Annotated in this window: 25 protein-coding genes; 5 read left to right on the top strand and 20 right to left on the bottom strand. The window is 39.1% G+C overall.

Translation table 11 applies throughout. The features are described from left to right. Positions 1-19 precede the first annotated feature (19 nt). Complete coding sequence (locus tag ACFI34_RS10520) at positions 20-370, top strand: VanZ family protein (protein ID WP_006791537.1); 351 nt, start codon at positions 20-22, stop codon at positions 368-370. Continuing rightward, positions 363-1,265, top strand: coding sequence for a ketopantoate reductase family protein (locus tag ACFI34_RS10515; RefSeq protein WP_462673441.1), 903 nt, complete (start codon positions 363-365; stop codon positions 1,263-1,265). The genes ACFI34_RS10520 and ACFI34_RS10515 overlap by 8 nt, the downstream gene beginning before the upstream one ends. 38 nt (positions 1,266-1,303) lie before the next feature. On the opposite strand, the gene thiI is transcribed toward ACFI34_RS10515, so the two are convergent. Together thiI and ACFI34_RS10505 are read right to left on the bottom strand one after the other, a co-directional pair. Then, entirely contained in the window at positions 1,304-2,761 is a 1,458-nt protein-coding gene (gene thiI / locus ACFI34_RS10510) for a tRNA uracil 4-sulfurtransferase ThiI (RefSeq protein ID WP_008129371.1), read from the bottom strand. 98 nt (positions 2,762-2,859) lie between these two features. Further along, a complete protein-coding gene (locus tag ACFI34_RS10505) occupies positions 2,860-3,513 on the bottom strand; it encodes a TetR/AcrR family transcriptional regulator (RefSeq protein ID WP_462673440.1) in 654 nt (217 codons plus the stop codon). Between the two features lie 188 nt (positions 3,514-3,701). Here ACFI34_RS10505 and coaD point away from each other — a divergent pair, with 188 nt between their 5' ends. Beyond that, positions 3,702-4,193, top strand: coding sequence for a pantetheine-phosphate adenylyltransferase (coaD, locus tag ACFI34_RS10500; protein WP_006791542.1), 492 nt, complete (start codon positions 3,702-3,704; stop codon positions 4,191-4,193). 59 nt (positions 4,194-4,252) lie between these two features. On the opposite strand, the gene ACFI34_RS10495 is transcribed toward coaD, so the two are convergent. The 13 genes from ACFI34_RS10495 to argC form a co-directional block, all read right to left on the bottom strand. Further along, positions 4,253-4,768 carry a hypothetical protein gene (locus ACFI34_RS10495; protein WP_462673439.1) on the bottom strand — a complete coding sequence of 172 codons (516 nt, stop codon included), beginning with the start codon at positions 4,766-4,768 and terminating at the stop codon, positions 4,253-4,255. Further along, positions 4,768-5,274 (bottom strand): hypothetical protein, encoded by a 507-nt coding sequence (locus tag ACFI34_RS10490; protein WP_462673555.1) that lies wholly within the window; start codon positions 5,272-5,274, stop codon positions 4,768-4,770. Before ACFI34_RS10490 ends, ACFI34_RS10495 begins: the two co-directional genes overlap by 1 nt. A 24-nt stretch (positions 5,275-5,298) precedes the next feature. Continuing rightward, positions 5,299-5,829, bottom strand: coding sequence for a hypothetical protein (locus ACFI34_RS10485; protein WP_462673438.1), 531 nt, complete (start codon positions 5,827-5,829; stop codon positions 5,299-5,301). After that, complete coding sequence (locus ACFI34_RS10480) at positions 5,829-6,359, bottom strand: hypothetical protein (RefSeq protein WP_462673437.1); 531 nt, start codon at positions 6,357-6,359, stop codon at positions 5,829-5,831. Before ACFI34_RS10480 ends, ACFI34_RS10485 begins: the two co-directional genes overlap by 1 nt. Continuing rightward, positions 6,359-6,889, bottom strand: a complete 531-nt coding sequence (locus ACFI34_RS10475; RefSeq protein WP_462673436.1) for a hypothetical protein — start codon at positions 6,887-6,889, stop codon at positions 6,359-6,361. Before ACFI34_RS10475 ends, ACFI34_RS10480 begins: the two co-directional genes overlap by 1 nt. Further along, complete coding sequence (locus ACFI34_RS10470) at positions 6,889-7,398, bottom strand: hypothetical protein (protein WP_462673435.1); 510 nt, start codon at positions 7,396-7,398, stop codon at positions 6,889-6,891. The genes ACFI34_RS10475 and ACFI34_RS10470 overlap by 1 nt, the downstream gene beginning before the upstream one ends. A 353-nt stretch (positions 7,399-7,751) precedes the next feature. Beyond that, positions 7,752-8,285 (bottom strand): hypothetical protein, encoded by a 534-nt coding sequence (locus ACFI34_RS10465; RefSeq protein WP_286890503.1) that lies wholly within the window; start codon positions 8,283-8,285, stop codon positions 7,752-7,754. Between the two features lie 18 nt (positions 8,286-8,303). Further along, the gene (locus tag ACFI34_RS10460; RefSeq protein WP_286890501.1) at positions 8,304-8,504 is read right to left on the bottom strand and encodes a hypothetical protein; all 201 of its coding nucleotides are present in this window, start codon (positions 8,502-8,504) and stop codon (positions 8,304-8,306) included. Positions 8,505-8,763: 259 nt separating this feature from the next. Continuing rightward, positions 8,764-10,629, bottom strand: coding sequence for an argininosuccinate lyase (gene argH, locus ACFI34_RS10455; RefSeq protein WP_410899110.1), 1,866 nt, complete (start codon positions 10,627-10,629; stop codon positions 8,764-8,766). Between the two features lie 48 nt (positions 10,630-10,677). Then, positions 10,678-11,880: an argininosuccinate synthase gene (locus tag ACFI34_RS10450; protein ID WP_286890498.1), complete on the bottom strand. Its 1,203-nt coding sequence runs from the start codon at positions 11,878-11,880 to the stop codon at positions 10,678-10,680. Continuing rightward, positions 11,877-12,809, bottom strand: a complete 933-nt coding sequence (locus ACFI34_RS10445) for an ornithine carbamoyltransferase (RefSeq protein WP_462673434.1) — start codon at positions 12,807-12,809, stop codon at positions 11,877-11,879. The genes ACFI34_RS10450 and ACFI34_RS10445 overlap by 4 nt, the downstream gene beginning before the upstream one ends. A gap of 7 nt (positions 12,810-12,816) precedes the next feature. Beyond that, on the bottom strand, positions 12,817-13,584 hold the full coding sequence (gene argB, locus ACFI34_RS10440) for an acetylglutamate kinase (RefSeq protein ID WP_462673433.1): 768 nt from the start codon (positions 13,582-13,584) through the stop codon (positions 12,817-12,819). Continuing rightward, positions 13,584-14,594, bottom strand: coding sequence for an N-acetyl-gamma-glutamyl-phosphate reductase (gene argC / locus ACFI34_RS10435; RefSeq protein ID WP_462673432.1), 1,011 nt, complete (start codon positions 14,592-14,594; stop codon positions 13,584-13,586). Before argC ends, argB begins: the two co-directional genes overlap by 1 nt. Before the next feature lie 221 nt (positions 14,595-14,815). On the opposite strand from argC, the gene argE reads away from it, so the two are divergent. Next, the gene (argE, locus tag ACFI34_RS10430) at positions 14,816-15,961 is read left to right on the top strand and encodes an acetylornithine deacetylase (protein ID WP_462673431.1); all 1,146 of its coding nucleotides are present in this window, start codon (positions 14,816-14,818) and stop codon (positions 15,959-15,961) included. 53 nt (positions 15,962-16,014) lie between these two features. Here argE and panP read toward each other — a convergent pair whose 3' ends face one another. Further along, on the bottom strand, positions 16,015-17,643 hold the full coding sequence (gene panP / locus ACFI34_RS10425; RefSeq protein WP_462673430.1) for a pyridoxal-dependent aspartate 1-decarboxylase PanP: 1,629 nt from the start codon (positions 17,641-17,643) through the stop codon (positions 16,015-16,017). 276 nt (positions 17,644-17,919) lie between these two features. Here panP and ACFI34_RS10420 point away from each other — a divergent pair, with 276 nt between their 5' ends. Further along, entirely contained in the window at positions 17,920-19,803 is a 1,884-nt protein-coding gene (locus tag ACFI34_RS10420; protein ID WP_462673429.1) for an EAL domain-containing protein, read from the top strand. 59 nt (positions 19,804-19,862) lie between these two features. Here ACFI34_RS10420 and trmB read toward each other — a convergent pair whose 3' ends face one another. From trmB to ACFI34_RS10400, 4 genes are read right to left on the bottom strand one after another with little or no spacing between them, the layout of a single operon-like run. Further along, on the bottom strand, positions 19,863-20,531 hold the full coding sequence (gene trmB, locus ACFI34_RS10415; protein ID WP_462673428.1) for a tRNA (guanine(46)-N(7))-methyltransferase TrmB: 669 nt from the start codon (positions 20,529-20,531) through the stop codon (positions 19,863-19,865). Next, positions 20,531-21,298 carry an ABC transporter permease gene (locus ACFI34_RS10410; protein WP_462673427.1) on the bottom strand — a complete coding sequence of 256 codons (768 nt, stop codon included), beginning with the start codon at positions 21,296-21,298 and terminating at the stop codon, positions 20,531-20,533. Before ACFI34_RS10410 ends, trmB begins: the two co-directional genes overlap by 1 nt. Continuing rightward, positions 21,299-22,228, bottom strand: coding sequence for an ABC transporter ATP-binding protein (locus tag ACFI34_RS10405; RefSeq protein ID WP_462673426.1), 930 nt, complete (start codon positions 22,226-22,228; stop codon positions 21,299-21,301). Further along, the gene (locus ACFI34_RS10400; protein ID WP_006791563.1) at positions 22,228-22,848 is read right to left on the bottom strand and encodes a flavin prenyltransferase UbiX; all 621 of its coding nucleotides are present in this window, start codon (positions 22,846-22,848) and stop codon (positions 22,228-22,230) included. The genes ACFI34_RS10405 and ACFI34_RS10400 overlap by 1 nt, the downstream gene beginning before the upstream one ends.

The raw sequence follows: 22,848 nt of genomic DNA, 5'->3' as shown, positions 1-22,848 counted from the left end.
AGCTACTCTAGGATTTTACGTGACAAGGCGTGTTTACCAAGCTGTTTTTTTGCTCAGCATCGTGGCGTTTACTTTTTTATTTGCCAAAGAAATAAAAGGCGCAGCTAACCTATTTCCACACATTGATAAAGTAGCCCATTTTGGGATTTTTTTTGTGCTTGCTATTATTATGGATAAAGCGTTTAAGCTTCCTTTGTACGCACAAATTTTGTTATTGGCCGGTTACGGCGCATCAATTGAAATAATGCAAGATGCACTTCCCTATAGGCAAGCCTCTATAGGCGATTTTATCGCTGATTTTGCTGGTGCTGCTAGTTACTTTTTACTAAGAGTTATTTTTACACCTCGAAAAAAGAATCCCTATGACTAATATTTTAATTGTAGGCGATGGCGCTATTGGCTTGTTACTAAGCCACTTTTTAAGTCACAAAAATAATGTTCATGTTTTAACACGCAAACCAACCTGCAATACGCGTTTTTATAGCCGTAAAAATGCCCCTTCACATAACATTAATGCACGCTTTATTAATTTAGGTGAACTGGTGCAGCAACCTCGTTATGATGTTGTTATTTTTACAGTTAAAGCTTTTCAGGTTCAAGACGCGTTTACACAAGTAAAACCTTACCTAGCTAATAATTCAACACTGGTAATTTCTCATAATGGAATGGGAAATATTGAAGAGCTTATTCCTCAGTTACACACTAAGCAAGCACTATACTTTTTAACCACCAGCATGGCCGGATTCAAGTCTACCCAGTACATTGTGCAACATACCGGTGAAGGGCAAAGCATGATTGGTGGCTGTAATAAACTTGCAGCTAAAAACCCACAATTTATATCACCACTACTTCAAGCAATTCCCAATTTAAAAGTGGTCAATAACATTGAGCAACTTCGATTTGAAAAGCTGTTGGTTAATGTGGCTATTAACCCACTAACTGCACTTCACAATATAAAAAACGGCCAATTGCGTGCCCCTGTATTTAGCGCAACGATAATGAGTTTACTTTATGAGGGCTGCAGAGTTGCTAACGCAAAAGGGTTGAATATTGCTTTAGCTGATGCGTTAAATAATGCTTACACCGTAATGGCGCTTACCGCTGAAAATTACTCTTCAATGCAGCAAGATATTGCTAATAACAGACCAACAGAAATAAAGGCCATTTGTGGGTATATTAGCGAGCAAGGCAAACGCTACAACATTAATACCCCTACAAATAATGAGCTACTTGCTAAAATTCAGGCAAAAAAAAGCGTGGTATAAACCACGCTTTATAAACTATTAACGTATTTACTTACCCTTTAAGGACGATACACTTTTACCGTTGTAAAGCCTTGCTCGTGTAAAATAAGCGCTTGCAACTGGCTCATTACACCTCTATCGCAATACAGGTAATAATCTTTATCTTTTGGTAGGTCGCCAAATTTAGTAGCTAAGCGGAAAAACGGTAAGTGGATTACTTCAATACCTTCAATTTCAAGCGGCGCGGCGTCCTCTTCTTCTGGTGAACGAATATCAACAACCACAGAGCCAGGCGGTAAATCGGCAACCGACTCAGCCTCTTTAAGCTCTTGCTTAGCTTCTACGTCGATATCACGAACATCCATAACACGCGCGTTATCTATAACGGTATCAAGTACATCAAAGTCGAACTTTTCTTCTTCGCCTTTAATCACGTCTATTTTTGCTTTTACCGTTGGCTTTTTAGATATAACACCACAGTATTCTGGCATAGTTTCAGCCATTTCAGCGGTACCAATTTGGCGCGCAATATTAATAATCTCTTGCTTATCGTGCTGAATAAGTGGACGTAAAATAAGCGTTTCAGTTACGCGGTCAATAACACTTAAGTTAGCCAACGTTTGGCTAGACACCTGCCCAATACTCTCACCCGTTACAAGTGCTTGAATATTTAGCTTTTCAGCCACTGCGCTACCGGCACGCATCATCATACGCTTGAGTACAACGCCCATTTGGCTGTTCTCAACGTTTTCTAAAATTTCGGCAACAACAGGTTCAAAGTCGACCGTAATAAATTTTACTTTATGAGTAGAGCTGTATTTTTTCCATAAAAAGTAACTCGCTTGTTTAACGCCAATTTCGTGGGCAGCGCCACCTAAATTAAAGAACAAAAAGTGCGTACGCGCACCTTTTCGTATCATTTGGTAGCTAGCAACACCTGAGTCAAACCCACCCGACATTAACGACAGCACATCTTCTTGAGTTGGCAAAGGGAAGCCCGCCATACCTAAGTGTGTTTGCGTAACAATATAGGCTTTGTCATCTTTTACTTCTAGACGAATAGTCACCTCTGGGCGGCTAAGCTTTACGCGAGCACCTTCAACATGCTGGTTTAAACCACCACCAACGTAACGCTCTAAATCAGTTGAGGTAAAGTCGTGTTGGCCTATACGTTTTGCACGTACACAAAATGTTTTACCCGCAATTGTGTGGCCAATTAACTCAAAGGTTTTTTGATAAATTTCGTCCAAAGTACTAAATTCGACTTCGGTCACTTCAATAAATTGCACTATACCTGGAATGCGTTGCAAACCATCAATAAAGTCTAACCGAGTTTGCGCGTCAGTTAATTTAGTGACAACTGAAATGTTATCCCAGTTGTTTCTTACTTGTACTTTTTCGTCAATACGACGCAATACAATTTTAATGTTATTTTCTAACACTTTAGTAAAGCGTTTACGAACCGAGCGGCTTTTGATAGCTATTTCGGGGTGTAGTTTGACGATAAATTTAAGCATAGTTCACTCTTAGACTGCGGGAATTCGCGCTCCCAGGCATTTGGCGCGCGATTATAGCAAAAATTTTAACGTCTAGGAAACAGCCAATAAATGAGGCGTTATGCTACTGCCGGTGCTTGTTGTGCAAGTGCCGTGTACTTTTCGCGAAGTTGGTTCATCTGTACACTGCTTTTTTCTGTGCTGTAGGCCCTAAATAAAGCCAATACTTTTAAAATACCATAATAAATATCTTGCTCAGCCAACGCACCACTGGGTCTTCGTGCTTTTATATAAGGTGTCCAAAAGCTAACAGTGAGTTTAAGTGTGTGTGCTAACTCGGTCACGTCTTGTTCGTCAATGGCAATCATGCCTTTATCACGCAATCCCAAAATAACGTTACGAACTTGCTCTAATAACTCAAGCTGAAAATCAATATACGCTTGTTTTAAGTCGGTATCTCTAGAGAGGATATCGCCAAGGTTGTCGTAAAAAAAGTGAAAACGCCACATAAGTTCAAATAGCGAGTCGAGATAAGCAGTTAAATGACTAAATGCATCGTCGTCTTTATCAATAGGCTTAAAATGTGTACTTAAGTGATCACGGTAAAGCGCAAAAATATGGCGAATAATATCTTCTTTATTTTTAAAGTGATAATAAAGATTCCCCGGACTCATCCCTAAGCTCGATGCAATATGGTTCGTTGTGATTGCACGCTCACCATTTTCATTAAACAACGAAATACTGGTGTGTATTATTTTTTCCTTGGTATTCATATACTAATACTCAAATAGTCTATTGGCTACATTACACTCAAATTTGGATAGGCAGTATAAACAAAATTAACAATTAAAACACGCCCTAAACAACGCTTAAAATTACCGCTAATGGCTGCACTAGCAACTGGGCTGATTTGTTCTGTAAACACTGTTAAACTGCTACAAAATTATAATTTGTGAACCTTATGAACGTTACTGCAATTTACCCCGGCACTTTTGATCCACTTACTAATGGGCATACAGACCTAATACAACGTGCTGCCAAAATGTTTGACACTGTTTTGGTTGCTGTTGCTAATAACCCAAGTAAACAGCCATGTTTTAACCTTGAAGAACGTGTGGCGCTAGCAAACACAATATTAAGCCACTTAGATAACGTAAAGGTCATTGGTTTTTCTGGATTACTGGCCGATTTAGCACGCGATCACAATGCACACGTACTTATTCGCGGTATAAGAGCGGTGTCTGACTTTGATTATGAATTTCAATTAGCAAACATGAATCGCCGCCTAAACCCCGACCTTGAAAGTGTATTTTTAACACCGGCTGAAAAGAATTCTTTTATTTCATCTACTTTAGTTAAAGAAGTGGCGCGTCATCATGGCGATGTAAGCGAATTTGTAGACCCTATTATTGTAAAAGCACTCAAAGAAAAAGTAGGCTGCAATACTAATTAAGCCTAGTGAGTGCTTTACCAAAGCAAAAAATATAGGGGTATTAAGCCTCTAATAATACATTAAGCACGTGTGGTTAGTTTTTTAGTTAACCACACCAGTTTTAACAAATCTTTATTAGTAACAAGTACGACAGCCATTGTTATATCAACAAGCGGCATCACTAACCCGTAAACTCCCCATAACCACCAATAACCGCAATATGGGTTTACTATAAAATCAACATGCATTGCCAGAAAAAGCGTGGCGTTAATAGACAACCCCCCTACCAAGTAGTAAAAGCTGACAGGGATCACTTTTCCTAGGCTGTAACGCCAAATAATAAAAGTCGCAATCGTAACCGCATCAAAAATAAATAACTGTAAATGCCTAAGTGGTGTATACATATCTATGTATAAACACAAAGTATACGAAACCATCATAATGAATGAGAGTTGAGTTCGGCTATTATCGGTTTTATTAATAGCCGCAGACAAGTTATATAAAAAGGTGAAAACAAATAGCCACGTTATAAAAATACCAAAAGGTTCAGCTATTGAAACCATCATCCAAAAGTAATCTTCCAAAAAGCGCCCCATTAAACAGCAGCTTGTTTTTTACGATTTAGTACACTGTTTTTAAATTTAACCAGGCCTAAAATATCTTTATTTGTAATAAGTACTAAAGCCATAATGAAGTCAACGATAAGTGTTGAGATACCGTAAACCATCCACAACCACCAATATCCGCAATTTGGATTTATAATACTATCAATATGCATGGCCATAAAAAGCGATGCATTAATACACAGCCCTACTATTAAGTAATAAAAACTAATCGGAATTATCTTACCAAAGCACTTCCGCCAAATAAAAATAACGACAATGGTGACGACATCAAAGGCAAATAATTGAAGGTAAGGCGCTGGAGTATAAGCGTCTATGTATAAACTCAACGTATAAGAGACCATCATAATTAATGACAGTTGAGTTCGGCTATTATCAGGTTTATTAATCGCTGCAGAAAGGTTATATAAAAAAGTAAAAACAAATAACCACGTAATAATTATACCTATGAGCTCACTTATTGCAGCGAGACTCCACATAAAGTCTACCAAACTACACTTTCCTTATTTCACCGGCTTTGATTTATGATTTAGTAAAATATTTTTTAATTTAACCAACCCTAAAATATCTTTATTAACAATAAGTACTATAGCCATTATTATATCAACAAGCGGCACTACCAACCCGTATACCGCCCATAACCACCAATATCCACCATAAAGCTGTATTATTGTATCAATATGCATAGCCATAAAAAGCGCTGCATTAATACATAGCCCTACAATTAAGTAATAAAAGCTAATAGGGATAACTTTACCCATGCACAGCCGCCAAATAAATATGACGGCAATAGTAACAACGTCAAAGGCAAATAATTGTAAAAACACCGATGGCGTATATGCATATATGTACAAACTCAACGAATAAGAAACCATCATAATGAATGACAGTTGAGTTCGGCTATTATCAGGTTTATTAATAGCCGCGGATAAATTATATAAAAAAGTAAAAACAAATAGCCACGTAATAAAAATACCAAGAGGCGCACCAATCTCAGCAATACTTAGGAATATACTTTCCAAATTACTATCCATTACCTAGCCACCGGTGTTTTACGATTCAAGACAACACTTTTCAATTTAACCAACCCTAAAATATCTTTATTGGCAATAAGTACTAAAGCCATTATGAAATCAACAATAGGTGCTGAAAAGCTATAAAGCATCCATAACCACCAAAATTCATGTGTTGGATTTACTATAGTATCGATATGCATGGCCATAAAAAGCGATGCGTTAATACAGAGCCCTACTATTAAATAATAAAAACCAATAGGGATCACTTTACCTAAGCACAGCCGCCAAATAAAAATAACGGCAATAGTGACCACATCAAAGGCAAATAATTTTAGGAACAGGAATGATGTATACATGTCAATGAACAAACTCAACGTATAAGAAACCATCATAATTAATGACAGTTGAGTACGGCTATTGTCTGATTTATTAATGGCCGTAGACAGATTATATAAAAATGCAAAAACAAATAAACATGTGATAGGTATACCTAAGAGATTACTAATTGCAGCGAGACTCCAAAATAAGTCCTCCAAAAAACTACCCATTACCTAGCCACCGGTGTTTTACGATTCAGTAAAATATTTTTCAGTTTTACCAAACCTAAAATATCTTTATTAGCAATAAGTACTACAGCCATTATGAAATCAACAATAAGTGTTGAAAAGCCATAAAGCATCCACAACCACCAAAACTCATAATTTGTGCTTACTATTCGATCAATATGCATGGCCATAAAAAGCGCTGCATTAATACAAAGCCCTACTATTAAATAATAAAAGCCAATAGGGATAACTTTACCTAAGCACAATCGCCAAATCAAAATAACGGCAATAGTGACGACATCAAAGGAAAATAATTGTAGGTACCGTAGTGGTGTGTATATATTTATGTACAAACTCAACGTGTAAGAAACCATCATAATGAATGACAGTTGAGTACGGCTGTTGTCTGATTTATTAATGGCCGCCGACAAGTTATATAAAAATGTAAAAACAAATAACCATGTAATAAGTATGCCTAAGAGCTCGCTAATTTCAGCGAGGCTCCAAAAGAAGTCCTCCAAAAAAACACCCATTACATAGCCACCGATGTTTTACGATTCAACACAACATTTTTCAATTTAACCAAACGCAAGAAATCTTTTTTAATGAAAAAAACGGCAACCATGGCAAAGTCGTTAAAGTTAACTAGCCAAGAATAAACTATTGTAAAAAGCCAAGGCTCGTAGTTATTAAAAACCACGGTATCCAAATGCATTCCTAAAAATAAGATGGCATTCACTGAGAGCCCCACTAGTAAATAAACGAATATAAACCTCTCTTTAATAAATAAATTAAGTACCACTAGGGCAAAAATAGTAGCTATATCAAAATAAAAAAAATCGAGGTACTGAATTGTTTGAATATCTATAAAAAGGCTTGATAGATATGAAACCGTCATCACTAGAGATAACCAAACACGCTTTTTGTCAGGTGTATTAATGCTAGAAACTAATGAGTACAAAAAGGCCATTAAAAAACCCCACTGTACCAATGCTCCAATATAAAAACTTACATCTGGGGTTAACATCAGATCATCTAACATGGTAATCGCTTACATAGTAAGAGCCAACAGTTCTGGCCGGTAAATACATATTTAATTGGATGGGTTTGTATATGCTTAAAACCAAGTAGGACAAAAAATACATTAAAAAATACCCCATTGTACTAATGCGCTAATGTACGAAGATAGTTGGGGCTGTATTTAAAGCTATTCATGATTTAGTTGTTTACCAAGTTTTAGGAGTATGCTTTTGTTTTACAGTCTAAAGCTGAGTGACAGTGGCTTAATACTTTATAATGGCTGGTAGTTACACTATAGTCACTTGAAGTAAAGCTACCGTACTTTAATTTATGATTTTTTATTTTTTCATCGTAAAAATAAAAATGAATTTTAAACTAGGGTACTTTTAAATTAGCCTTTGGATTTAGTAATTTGCATATTGTATTTTTAAGTTTATGCAGACCTAAAATATCTCTATCAACTATTAATGCAACAATCATAGTTAAATCAACTAAGTTAACAGTGTAAACATAAGCATCCCAAAGTAACCATGGATCGCGATTTTCAAGAATATGGAGGTCTACATGCATAAAAATAAAGAATGCAGAATTAACGTTCAAACCAACTAATAAGTACAAAAAAGATGAGGTAGTTTTTTTTATTACAAAAAAGCAGATAGATAAAGCAAATATGGTTGAAAAGTCATACAAAGCCCAATCTAAGTAGGTAATATTTTTTATAGAAAGCCATGTAGTAAAGTAATCCGATAAGGTATAAGAGACCATCATAATAAACGAGCTCAGTAGCAAAGTTGTGTTTCTTTTTAAATCCAGCGAATAAACAAATAAATTGAAAAAAAACGCCATCAAAAAGCCCCACATGGCAAAGGCAGATAGTGAGAAGAAACCAAAAAACTCAGTTAAAAACATTTACAACCTTATATTAAATTACTTTGGCTTTATGTGACCAGGAAGAAGAACCCCGTAACGTTGGATGTCTTCGCTCGATGCGCTCATTGCTTCTTGCGAAAAACTTACTGTATCAGATTGTAGGGTTTTAGTGCTAGCAGTTTGTTCAGCCGCAGGCTGTAATTGTTGTGTTTTGTTGTATGCTTGCATTTGCACTTGGCTATTAGCTGAAATTTGCATGTAATTGATCCTTATAAAAGTTTAAATTTAATTGGCGTAAAACTAAATCACACCATTGTGTAGGTATATGCACAACTCATGGTGGTAGTTGCTATTTTATAACTACGTAACTATTAGCAAGCTATATACCAACTTTTATTTAAATTTTATTTTTTTAGGTAAATCACAAAGTTTAAACACCCAAAACACATCCGACCAGATGTGCTAAGGCATAAAAAAACGCACAGGGGTAACCGTACGTTTTTTGTATCCAGGGAGTTTAAGCCACGAATTTACACGGGATCGCCGCTTTGTTACTTGGCTTTAAAATGTATTCCATTGCTACTTCGTCGCAGTTTTCTTTACGAAGGCACAATTCACAATCTTTCATCACTTTTTCAGGCAGGCTGTCTTTACTGCAAAAAGCAAAATCTTGTTTTTCAAAAAAGTCTGGCACGCGAGTAAGCACAATTACGCGATTAAGTGCCAATTTTTTGGCTTTTATTAGCAAATGGTCAACTAATTGCCGCCCTTGCCCAGTCACCGCACTTTGCGGATCAATACCCAAAGAGCGTATCTCTGCAAGGCCGGTATCGTATATATACAGCGATGCACAGCCCGACACCTTGCCGTCTATTTCGGTTACAGCAAATTCATTAATTGAATGCACCATGTCACTTTTAGCACGCGGCAAATTTTCGCCGACGGTTGCCCAATGTTGAATAAGCTTTGCAATTGATTCAACGTCGTCTAGGTTGGCATCACGAACCGTTATCTGCTGTTTTTTTTTGGCTGCTTTAATTGCGCTAGTGACTTGCTCAATAGAGGTACCGCCAATTGCTTGACGCGCTTTAATACAGGCGTCTATTTCAAGTACCGGATAAACGTCGTCTTCAAATACATCATTTACTGATTTATATTGCTCAAGTGAGAGCTCCTCAAGGGTTTTATCTTCACTTATTGCAAGCTGCACCAACACACCTACAATATGATGCCCCTCTCTAAAAGGTACCCCTTTAGCCACTAAGTAATCAGCCAGCTCGGTTGCATTTGCATGGCCACCTTTTGCCGCAGCCAATGTACGCTCACCTTTTACTTTTACGCCTTTAATACACGCTTGTGCCATATGAATACACGCAAGCCATGTTGGCATTGCATCAAAAATGCCTTCTTTGTCTTCTTGCATATCTTTATTGTATGCAAGTGGTAATGCTTTAAGGGTCATCATCATGGCGCTAAAAGCACCAAATACACGGCCTGTTTTACCACGAATAAGCTCAAGTGCATCTGGATTCTTTTTTTGCGGCATTAAAGACGAGCCAGACGTAACATTGTCGGCAAGCTCAATAAAGCCCGCTTCACCTGAGTTATAAAAAATTAAATCTTCAGACATACGCGATAAATGAATCATTGAAATTGAAGCACAACTTAATAGCTCAACAACAAAGTCACGGTCTGAAACGCCATCAAGGCTATTTTTTGTTGCTCCAGTGAAGCCTAACCCTTGTGCAAGTGTTTGGCGGTCAATTGGGTAAGCAGTGCCAGCCAACGCGCCACTGCCTAGCGGACAATAGTTCATACGGGCTTTAGCGTCTTGCAAACGGCTTTCGTCGCGTTCTAGCATTTCAACATATGCCATACACCAGTGGCTAAATAATACGGGTTGTGCACGTTGTAAATGGGTATAACCTGGTAAAATAGTCCCCAGTTCACGTTCGGCCAACGCAACAAACTCAGCTTTTAATTGGGCAATGGCTTTTAAAATATGATCGGCAGTATCACGGCACCATAATCTAAAGTCGGTGGCTACTTGGTCATTACGACTTCGGCCTGTGTGTAACTTTTTAGCTAGATCACCCACTTTCTCAATTAGAGCCGCTTCAACGTGCGAATGAATATCTTCAGCACCTGAGGTAGCTACAGCGGTTGGATCTGCTTTTACCTCTTCGAGTAACTCGTATAATGCCGATACTAATTCTTTGTGCTCATCGTTTGATAACACGTTAACTTGTTCAAGTGCGCCAGCCCATGCCACAGAGCCAATAATATCTTGCTCTGCTAATTGGTAGTCAAATGGAAGAGAGTCGTTAAATTGCTTAAACGCCTCGTCTGGACCCGTAGAAAAACGTCCGCCCCATAATGCCATGAAATATCTCCAAACCCTGTAATGCCCCTTTTACAAGGGGCGTAAAATTTACTTTTTAGACAACGCCGAAATTCTGCTTGAAAGCGAGAACAAACGAATAAAGCCTTCAGCATGTGATTGGTCATACACATCATCTTCGCCAAAGGTTGCAAAGTCTTCGCTGTATAGGCTGTTAGGTGATTTTTTCTGAACCGCAGTCACTTGGCCTTTATAAAGCTTAAGTACCACTTCACCCGTTGCTAATGTAGACAGTGCCTCAGCGCCCGCTAAAATAGAGTCTTTCAGTGGCGTAAACCAACGTCCGTCGTACACTAAGTGCGAAAATTCGCCGCCTAATACTTCTTTCCACTTACGGCTTGATTTATCAAGTACTAGCTCGTCTATTGCTTGAAGCGCAGCCATGATCACGGTACCACCTGGGGTTTCGTAACAACCGCGAGATTTCATACCGACTAAACGGTTTTCTACTATATCAACACGGCCAACACCATGCGGTGATGCAATGTCGTTTAATTTAACTAAACAATCATAAGGTTTAAGCTCTTCGCCATTGACGGCAACCACTTCACCTTCAACTACTTTTAATGTTACAAGTTCGGCTTTATCTGGGGCTTGCTCTGGAGAGTTAGTCCAGGTCCAAACTTGATCGCTAGGCTCACACCATGGATCTTCAAGCTCGCCGCCTTCGTGCGAAATATGCCATGCGTTTGCATCACGGCTGTAAATTTTTGTTGCTGAAGCAGAGCACGGAATATCACGCTCAGCTAAGTAATCTAGTAGTGATTCACGGCTTGATAAGTCCCACTCACGCCATGGCGCAATAACTTTTAAATCGGGTGCAAGCGCTGCAAAACACGATTCAAAACGTACTTGGTCGTTACCTTTCCCCGTACAACCATGTGAAAGTGCATCAGCCCCTACTTTGCGTGCAATTTCTACTTGCGCCTTAGCAATAATTGGGCGCGCCATAGAGGTACCAAGTAAATACGTACCTTCGTAAATAGAACCCGTTTTAAGCGTTGGGTAAATGTAGTCACTTACCATTTCATCTTTTAAGTCAACTACGTAACATTCAGATGCGCCTGATGCGATGGCTTTTTCTTCAACGCCTTCAAGCTCTTCTGCGCCTTGGCCTACATCGGCAACAAACGCGATTACTTCACAGCCGTAGTTCTCTTTTAACCATGGCACGATAGCCGATGTATCTAGACCACCTGAATAGGCTAAAACGACTTTTTTAATTGAACTCATAGGTGTTCCTTAACAAAATTTGGATTTAGTAATGTAACTAGCAGAGCATTTTGCGCATGCATGCGATTTTCTGCTTGTTGAATAATTTTTGATGCTGGGCCGTCCATTACCTCAGAGGTAATTTCAAACTCACGGTGTGCCGGTTGGCAATGTAATACCGTAGTCGCCCCTGTTTGATCTAGCAATGCTTGGTTTAGCTGATAAGGCATGTATTTTTCTTTTACTTGCTCAAGCGGCGTATCGTCCCCCATTGAAACCCATGTATCGGCGTAAACAACGTTTGCACCAACCGCCGCTTCTACACGGTCACTTACCATGACTGATGCGCCATTCATAGCTGCTATTTGCTCAGCCTTTTTAAGAATTTGCGAATCAGGCGAACACCCTTTTGGCGTAACAGCAACAAAATCAGTACCGAGTGTTGCCGCTAATAGCATTAATGAATGGGTAACGTTATTACCTTCACCCAAATAAGCGACTTTAAGCTCGCTTACATCGCCATGTACTTCTTGAAGCGTTAAAAAGTCTGCCAATGCTTGGCATGGGTGATATAAATCACACAAACTATTAACTACAGGTACACTCGAGTACTCACCTAAGGTGGTTAACGTACTGTGCTGGTTTACACGCGCTACAATACCATCAGCCCATGTAGAAATATTAAGCGCGAAGTCTTTTACTGATTCACGTGCGCCCATAGCGCCATTTTGCTGGTCTAAATATACAGCGTGACCACCTAAACGGTTAATGCCAATATCAAACGATAAACGCGTACGTAAGCTCTGTTTTTCAAATAGTGTAACCACTGATTTGCCCGCTAATACTTGGCTGTATTTCTCGGGATTTGCTTTTAAATCACGCGCTAGCTTTAATAATTCAAGTGCGCCTTGTTGGTCTAACTCTAGACCGGTTAAAAAATTCTCTAACATGGTAACCCTATGGTGTAATCTTCGTTCCGACATGCTCGCCGTTTAGCAAAGCAGTTAAATTTTCTGGCTTTTGCCAGCTGGAAATATACACACCGCGTCGTAAGTGTAGGGCAGCGTGAAGACTGGTCTTAACTTTGACCTCCATCCCGCCCACAATTACTCCCTCTGCAATTAAAGTCTCAATGTGTTTTGTGTCAAGGTTATGTAACGGCTGCTTATTAGCGTCAAGCACGGCCTCTACGTCAGTCATAAAAATAAGTTCTGCATTTAAATTATTTGCGATAGCTGCTGCTGCCTCGTCAGCATTAACGTTGTACCAAAGTCCTTGTTCATCAAATCCTATAGAGCTAACAATAGGTAGGCGCCCAATTTTTAGTAAATCGTTAATGATAGAGTCATCGTTGCTTTCGCACTTACCTACTAAACACAATGCTTTGAGCTTTTGCGATGCGGCTACGCCTGCTTCGTAAAGGCTTAAACCAACAGGTTTGTGGCCGGAAGCAATAGCTTGAGCCATTAGCTGCTTGTTTGCACAGCCTGCAAGTGCACCAACTATGTGGGGCATTTGTTCTGCCGGGCTAATACGTAAACCTTGATGCTTAGCACTAACAAAACCGGCTTCTTTTAACCATGTATCGACTAATGCCCCGCCACCATGCACAATTACAAAGTTATGACTTGGCTGATTAGACAACACATCAAATAACGCATGAGCAGCATTTTCAGTATTGAGTACAGCGCCGCCAAGCTTAATAACCCACGTTTTTTTAGCCATTAAAACGCTCCTTTTAAGCCTGTGGTGTGGTCTAAATTCATTGATAAATTTATACACTGCAGGGCTTGCCCTGCAGCACCTTTTAATAAATTATCAATAGCTGCCATAACAATGAGTTGAGAGCCTTGCTGCTGCCAACCAATATCAACATAAGGCTGCTTTGCAACTCCCTTAATTGACGGGATCTTACTACCTAATAAGCGGATTAAAGGCTCGTTTTCAAGCACGCTGTAGGCCTTAGCCACTTGCTCACTTGTAACATTAGGTTTTAGTTGCACGTAAATGGTTTCTAAAATACCGCGAGCAAAGTTACCTAAATGAGGTGTAAATAAAACCTGATGACCAAGGTGTTGCTCTATTTCTGGTCCGTGGCGATGATTAAATAAACCATATGGCGCTAGCGATACTTCACAAAAATGAGTACCGACACTGGCTTTTCGCCCTGCGCCGGTAACACCCGATACTGCATTAATAATAATTTTGTCGTCGCTTAACAAACCTGCTTGCTGAAGTGGCTTTAACGCATTCAGCGCCGCAGTAGGGTAACAACCCGCAACAGCCACTAACTTTGCATTTGCAATTGCATTGCTATTCCACTCTGCTAAACCGTATGCCGATTCATTTAGCAGCTCAGGGTGCTTATGTTCAAAGCCGTAATAAGTAACATAATCGTCATTGCTTGCAAGGCGGTAACCACCAGACAAGTCAAATACCTTTTTACCCATTGCTAAAAATTGCGGGGCTAAATCTACACTTACTTTATGATCGGTACACAAGCATATGTAATCTGCATTCGCGTTAATGTCGTTGAACGCTGAGTCAGTAAGAGGAAGTAAAGGAATATCAAGTAAGCCTAAGTGTTCTGGGTATAAATCACTCAGTAATTTATTTTTGTCTAGGCTACCTTCAGATACATAACAACCTGATAAAGTTAAACTTGGGTGTTTAGCAATAAGGCTTGCTAGTTCTGCGCCGCTGTAACCACTTGCGCCAATAATCGTTACATTCATTATTTGCTCACTATCTTAAAATCTATTACTACTTATTTATGTGTTCGCTTACACTAGCTTAGATGCTAAGTAAGTCTTTTTTGTTAATGAATTTTGATTATCGTCGCATTATCTTCATTGTGTTACTTAATATATTTATGCTTAAAAAGTGAATTGATATTCATAATAAATACTTTTATATTGTTATGCAATTAAATTGAATAGTTATTTTGGAATTTTTTATGTCTTTGCCTTCGTTTATTTCTATGTACCAGCAATTAATTGCAGCCCCGTCTATCAGTGCAATTGAAGACAGCGAATGCATGAGTAATAAAAACGTTATCGAGTTACTTGCCCACTGGTGTGAAACGCTCGGTTTTACCTGTGAAATAATAGAACTTGAAGGTAAAAAAGGGCGTTATAACTTATTAGCAAAACGTGGCATTGGCGATGGCGGTTTAATGCTTGCTGGGCATACCGACACAGTGCCGTTTGATGACAGCCGCTGGAATCATGATCCGTTTAAATTAACAGAACTCGACAACAAACTGTATGGGCTAGGCAGTATTGATATGAAAGGATTTTTTGCTTTCGTATTACAAGCTATAAGCGAACTAGATGAAAAACTACAAACACAGCCTATTTTAATACTTGCTACCGCCGATGAAGAAACAACAATGGCAGGCGCACAGCAAATTTGCAAACATCCTAACTTAAAGCCAGCACGCTGTATTATTGGTGAACCCACTGATATGACTCCGGTATTTACACATAAGGGCCATATGAGTACAGCTATAAGAGTCGTAGGACGCTCAGGGCACAGCTCAGATCCCGAACGTGGTCTAAACGCCATTGAAGTTATGCATAAAGTGACTTCAAAATTACTGATCTTAAAAGAGCAATTAAAGAATAAGTATTCACTAAGCCACTTTGAAATACCTTATCCTACTTTAAATTTGGGTAATATTCATGGTGGTGACAACGCAAATAGAATATGTGGTTGTTGTGAAATGCATATTGATATGCGCCCATTGCCAGGGCTTAGCGTGCAAGAGTTGCAAGCACTGCTTCTAGATGCAACAAAAGAGATTAACGAACAATACCCTAACTCAGTGAGTGTAATTGACCTGCACGACCCAATACCGGCATTTACAGGCCATACCGACAGTGCGCTAGTTCAACTTGCAGAAAAAATAGCAGGCCAAAAAGCCATTGCTGTTAATTACTGTACAGAAGCACCTTTTATTCAGCAACTAGGTTGTGAAACCATAGTTATGGGGCCGGGTTCAATTAACCAAGCGCATCAACCTGACGAATTTTTAGCTATGGAAAAAATAAAGCCTTCACAGCACATCATTAGCAATATTATAAAAGCCTGTTGCTTTTAACCAAGCAATAAAAAAGACGCTTGTTAGCGTCTTTTTTATAAATGCGGCATTTACTATTTCATGTATTTGCTTAAATACTTTTTAAATACAGGGTCTGTTTTAGCAAGCTCTTTTTGCTCAGCTAATATCTCTTTTAAAATCACACCCGAGGTAAGCGGGTTAGCCAGTACAACCCTAAACACAACCGTAGGTTGATTATCGTATTGAGCTGGGGTCAAACGAGTACGCGACACAAACGAACGACCTGACTCACGCTGGCGTTTTTGCATACTGGCTGTAAAACGATTTAGTGAGGCAAAAATATCAATCCGTGTTTTTTCATCAGCCTCAGCAATCGCTTGTTTTATTTGTTTTGGCACATAACGATAAGTGAGCAAGCACAGTTCAGGTTCTGAAATAAGCTCAAAATCTTCATCTGCTTTGATTAAATCAGCAAAATATTTTGCTTTTTTAATGCTTCTATCTATTAGCATTTCATAGCCTTTACGGCCAATAACACGTAAGCAAGCATGCACTAACATAGCCATACCAGGGCGGCTACCTTCGAGTGTGTGGCTACCTAAATCTTTAGAGCCCTTACGCAATATATATTCAGCATGGTGTTCTATTGCATCGGTTGCAGCGGGATCTTTAAATAACACTAAACCTGCGCCCATCGGGACATACATTTGTTTGTGGGCATCAATTGTAATTGAGTCTGCTCGCTCAATACCATACAACAAAGGACGGTACGTGTTCGATAACAACGTTGCTCCACCCCATGCTGCATCAACATGAAAATGACAGTTAATCTCTTGCGCTAAATCAGCCATTTCGTTAAGCGGATCAATATTGCCGGTTTCGGTTGTACCTGCAACACCAATAATCGCCATTACTTTAATGCCTTTGGACTCAAGTTCGCGGGCTTTGTCTCGCATGGCAGTTACATCGACCTTGTTGTCATCCGTTGTTTTAATACCAACTAAGTTGTCGCGCCCTATCCCTAATAAATCAACCGATTTCCCTAGTGAATAATGACCACGTTCTGAAATTAATACCGCTAAGCCTTTGTATCCATAATGCAGCATACCAGCCACTAGCCCTTGGGCTGCAATACCGGTAAATTCACCATCGGCTTTTAACAAACGATTTCGAGCAATCCAAAGCGCAGTAATGTTTGCAACCGTGCCACCTGAGCAAAATGCGCCAAGTGAGGTTTTAGCGCTGTGCATCCATTTAGAGTAGAACGCATCATTTTGGCCATAGGCTAAATGATGCATCATACCTAACACCTGACGCTCAAGTGGAGTAAATGCCTTAGATGTCTCAATTTTTACTAGATTTTGATTTAGTCCCACCATCAACTTTGAAAGTGGCAGTAAAAAATGCGGTAAAGCTGATGTCATATGACCAATAAAACTTGGTGCAGCCGTATGCACAGAATGCGCAACAAGTTGCTCCATTATGTCTTGAGCATAAGCAGATACAAACGTTGGGTTTTCTGGGATCACCGCAGCTTGAAAGTCTTTTTCAATTTCATGTAATGGTTTTTCGATTGCCGCTATATTTTCGTTTAAAAAACCTGCTAAATTACTCGATATTTCAAGCTCAATTTTGCTTAAAGTTGAGTCAGGCGCTTCAGGTACAGTAAATATACGCTTGAGGCTTTCTTTAGAGGCGACGGCACAACGCTTTTGATCCATCTTAATACCTAGTGTGTGTGTTGCTAAAACACTTGTTTAACTAGTAAAAACGCCCAAATATGGCGGTAAGTTAAGCAATAGTGTTTCTAAATAATTGCGCTAACTGTACTGCAATATAAGTAAAATGTCTCGTTAAAAGCCTTAAAAGCAACACCTCGCATGACAAAAAAGTGTTAATTTAATTAAAATTTTATTTAATTTAATAAATACTAATTATTTATTGGGCAATTTTGTATTTTAAGTATAATCATTAAAACAACAAAAAAGGGACAGGCAATGCTTAAGGGAAGAGTGAAAGTGAGCTGGTTAGTGGCTGGTTTTGCTTTATTTTTATTCAGTTTAGTGGTCTATATTTACTACACCTACCAGACAACCCGCGCTGAAATTATGGAATCTGTTGATGCGCGCCTTCTTAATGCCGCAGCCAGTGTTAAGCATATACTCGGTGATGACTACCTAAATACCATGAATCAAAACGGTCAAATTAATTTTTTTGACTATGAAGTCAAAAGCAGGCAGCTTTCTGAGTTTGCACAAGCGCTTGATGTGGCATATGTATATGCAATGATATTAAAAAATAACCGCGTATATTTTACTGCATCTAGCTATACGCAAGACGATATGAACAATGGCAAAATAACGCAATATTTAGATATATACCCAGAAGCAACCGATCTCAACATAAGCGCTTTTTACTCCACTGAGCCGGTATTTGAAGTATCGGCCGATCAATGGGGGCACTTTAAAACTATATTTATCCCTTTTGTTGACGATAAAACAGGTAAAACTTACCTTACTGGCGCTGATATTACGATTCTTGATCTTAACCAAAAGCTAAGCGAAAGCGTCTCTAAAGCAGCAGCTATGGCAAGCTTCTTCTTTTTTATAGCTGTACTCGTTGCCGCTATTTATGTTTACTTACTTAAGCGCTCATTAGCAACTGACTCCAGTACAGGGTTTGAAAACCACATTGCGTTGGAATACTTACTTAAAAAAAGTAACAGTCATCATATGCAGTTAGCCGTTGTCTGGGTTAATGAAATTGAAGATATAAATAGCTTTTACGGCACCGAAATCGGCGATAAAGTAATGAAAAACTTACTTATGCATTTTAAAAGCCGCTGTTCTGCCAACTGTCATTTATACCGCTTAGCCACCAATAAATTGGTGCTGCTATCACCTAAAGAAACACCTTATGAAGAGCTGAACGATTTAATCGAAACCTATAATGCCAATACGCCTTTATTAACTGATCCATTTATATACATTACATTGTGTGCTGGTATTGCGACGGGTAATAAATCGCTATTACTTGAAAATGCTCATATTGCTGCACTACAAGCAAAGCAAGGTAGACACACAGTTATTAATTATTCTAAAGCACTTCACGATGTTAAAACTCAATATCAATATAATGTAGAAATGGCCAAAGAAGTGCATGATGCATTTGATAACAACCGTATTGTGCCTTACTTTCAGCCAATAATAGATACCAAAACAAATCAGATAGTGCAGTACGAATGTTTGGCGCGAATGGTTACCGCAAGCGGAGAGATTTTAAAACCTGATGCGTTTTTAAATGTAGTTACTCGCTCCAGAATGGACGGGTTATTAACCCGCACTATATTTTCACAGTGCATTAGCCGCTTTAGAAAAACGAACATTTGTTGGAGCTTAAATATAACAGCGCAAGACATGTTAGACCCAAGCTTGAATGAATTCATCACAAACGAGCTTAAGCGCTATCCGCACCCAAGCAATATCACTTTAGAGTTAATAGAAACCCAAGCGATTGCAAATTATTCTGAAGTTAAAGCATTTATTTCTATGGTTAAAAGTAAAGGGGTTAAGGTAATAATTGATGACTTTGGTAGCGGTTATTCAAATATTTCAAATGTCCTAAAACTTGAAGTTGACGGTATTAAGTTAGATGGCGAATTGATAAAACAGATAATACACGATAACGACATTTACTTATTTATTGAGCATATAGCAGCATTTGCTAACCAATTAGATTTACTGCTTATTGCTGAATCTGTAGAAAACGCAGCCATCGTAAATGCGCTTCAAAAAGCAAATGTGACGCTAATGCAGGGTAACCATTTTGCCCAACCTGCGCCACAATTTGCTACACCAGAAAATGCTGAATTAGTCAGTTAATTAACCAAACGTTAGTGATAAAGCTATTTTGAGTCGATAGAAAAACGCTTAAACATAACTTAAGTTAAATCAATAACAAGCCGGTGACTTTGCTGACCACTGGCCCAATATTTTCGCTCAAACGGGGTGATTGCATCGTCGCTGTGATAAGGCTGCACTTCGCAAATATGGCTGGTTAGTTCAAGCGCCCTTGCAAATTCTTTAACATATATATCCCAGTTACTGCGTACTTCTAATAAGCCACCTAACTTAACAATATAAGGAAATATAGCTGCACCGTGCCATCTGCGTTGAATATGTTTAGATTTAGGCCATGGGTTTGGATACAACAAATAGTGGTGGCTAGGCTGCCAATTTGCTGCAACTGCTAAGCGCCAAAAATCATTTAAATCAGCCTGTACCAAAATATACTGACCACTGTCGCTTTGCTTATATTGAACGTCGTGTTTATCAAGCCTATGCGACGACTTATCAATCCCGACCACAAGAGCATCAGGATGAAGCTTAGCTAAGTTAGCTGTACTTTCACCTACACCACAGCAAGAGTCTAAAATAAGAGGGCCATTAAATGCCTTAACCTTTTCATTAACCTCATCAAATGCCGCTTGCGTGTGTGCTGCAATAGGCTTTTTAAACTCGGCGTTTAAATGCTTATTTACTATTTCATCAAGCTTTTCGTGAATACCGGCCTGATTAGATACAATACTTCGAGAATTTGCATCACTCATTAGTGTCTTAGCCCCACACCTTTTTTGATTAATGTAAGCGCAACAGTAAATAGCACGGTAATAAACACTAAAATAACACCTAATGCGATGGTTAAATCAACATCCGATACACCTAAAAACCCGTACCTAAATGCGTTAACCATATAGATGATAGGGTTGATTTGCGATACATTTTGCCAAAACTCAGGTAGCAAGGTAATTGAATAAAATACGCCACCCAAGTACGTTAGCGGAGTAAGTATAAATGTGGGAATAATACTAATGTCATCAAAGCTATTAGCGTAAATAGCGTTAATTAAACCACCTAGCGCAAACACCGCCGAGGTTAAAATTACCGTTGCCATAATTACAAATATATTGTGTATTTGAATATCAACAAACAACAGCGATACACAGGTAACAATAAAGCCCACCATCATGCCGCGAGTCATACCACCGCCCATATAGCCTAGTACTATAATGTAATTAGGCACTGGCGCAACAAGCAGCTCTTCTATACTTTTTTGAAATTTAGTCGAGTAAAAACTAGAAGCCACATTAGAATATGAGTTTGTAATAACCGACATCATTATTAAGCCCGGTACAATAAACTCCATATAACTAAACCCACCCATTTCACCAATGCGCGAGCCTATGAGGTTACCAAAAATAACAAAATACAAACTCATTGTTATGGCAGGTGGTACTAGAGTTTGCACCCAAATACGTAGAAAACGAATACACTCTTTAATCCATATACTTTTTAGCGCTACGCCATATTTAAACATTTATTCGCCCCGCCCTTGCTCTAGTAATCCTACAAATAGCTCTTCTAATCGATTGGCCTTATTACGCATACTTAATACAGTATTGCCTTGCTCTGTAAGCGCACTAAACACTGCATTTAAGCCCTGTGATTTAGCTACTTCAACCTCAATAGTATGATCGTCCGTCATGGTAAATTTATAACCTTGCAACGTGACTGGCTTAGCTGGCATTTTTAAATCAAGTACAAACGTTTCTTTATCAAGCTTTGCAAGTAGTGCTTTTATCGTCGTGTTTTCAACAATGCGCCCGCTATCGATAATAGCGATGTTTTTACATAATAACTCAGCTTCTTCAAGGTAGTGCGTGGTTAAAATAATAGTTACGCCTTGTTCATTAATTTTGCGTAAAAACTCCCACATTGAGCGGCGCAGCTCTATATCAACACCGGCTGTTGGCTCATCTAAAATCAGCAGCTTGGGTTCGTGCATCAGTGCGCGCGCAATCATTAAACGACGCTTCATACCGCCAGACAAAGAGCGCGCTTGTTTATCTTTTTTTTCAAGTAACCCAAGCTGAGCTAAATATTTATCTGCGCGCTTATGTGCTTCACTGCGCGGCACACCATAATAACCCGCTTGATTTACTAATATTTGGGTCAACGTTTCAAACTGGCTAAAGTTAAACTCTTGTGGCACTAGACCTAAATGCGCCTTGGCAGCTTCAAGATGGGTATCGATGTCGCAACCAAATACCTCCACTTTACCTTCAGTTTTATTAACCAAGGACGAAATAACACCAATGGTTGTTGATTTACCTGCGCCGTTTGGCCCAAGTAATGCAAAAAAGTCGCCCTCTTCTACCTGTAAATCAACACCTTTAACAGCCTCTACGCCGTTTTTGTATACCTTGGTAAGGCCTTCAATATTTAATGCAATACTTTGCTTACTCATTACTTACCCTCACCATAGCCCCAACGTTTTGTTAGAGTATGCTCAATGTTTAAGTGATCTAAAATGCGTGCCACCATAAAATCAACTAAATCTTCTATGCTTTGCGGTTTATGATAAAAGCCAGGGGCTGCGGGCATAATGGTTACACCCAATCGCGATAGCTTCAGCATATTCTCTAAATGGATCTCGCTAAAAGGCGTTTCGCGCGGCACTAAAATAAGCTGACCACGTTCTTTAATCACCACATCAGCCGCACGCTCTAGTAAATTATCAGATGCGCCTACCGCAATCGCCGATACTGACCCCGCACTGCATGGACACACAACCATTTTTTTCGGCGCTGCAGAGCCAGAGGCTACAGGGCTAAACCAGTTATCTTTACCAAATACTTGTAATTGTTGTGGCTGTGCATCAAATAGCGTATTTAACTGCTCAGTGGCTTTATCTTCATTTGCCGAGAGCTTTATGTTTGACTCAGTATCAAGCACAACTCGGGCTGCGCTCGAAATAAGGACATACACTTGGTATTGCTGCTCTAGTAACACTTCAAGCAGCTTTAAACCATATGGTGCGCCAGAGGCACCGCTAAACGCTAAGGTGATTTTATCTTTAAATTGCAA

The sequence above is a fragment of the Pseudoalteromonas sp. PSi26 genome, assembly GCF_054960575.1.
The sequence above is the reverse complement of the archived record's forward strand: the minus strand, read 5'-3'. Positions and strand labels throughout refer to the sequence as shown.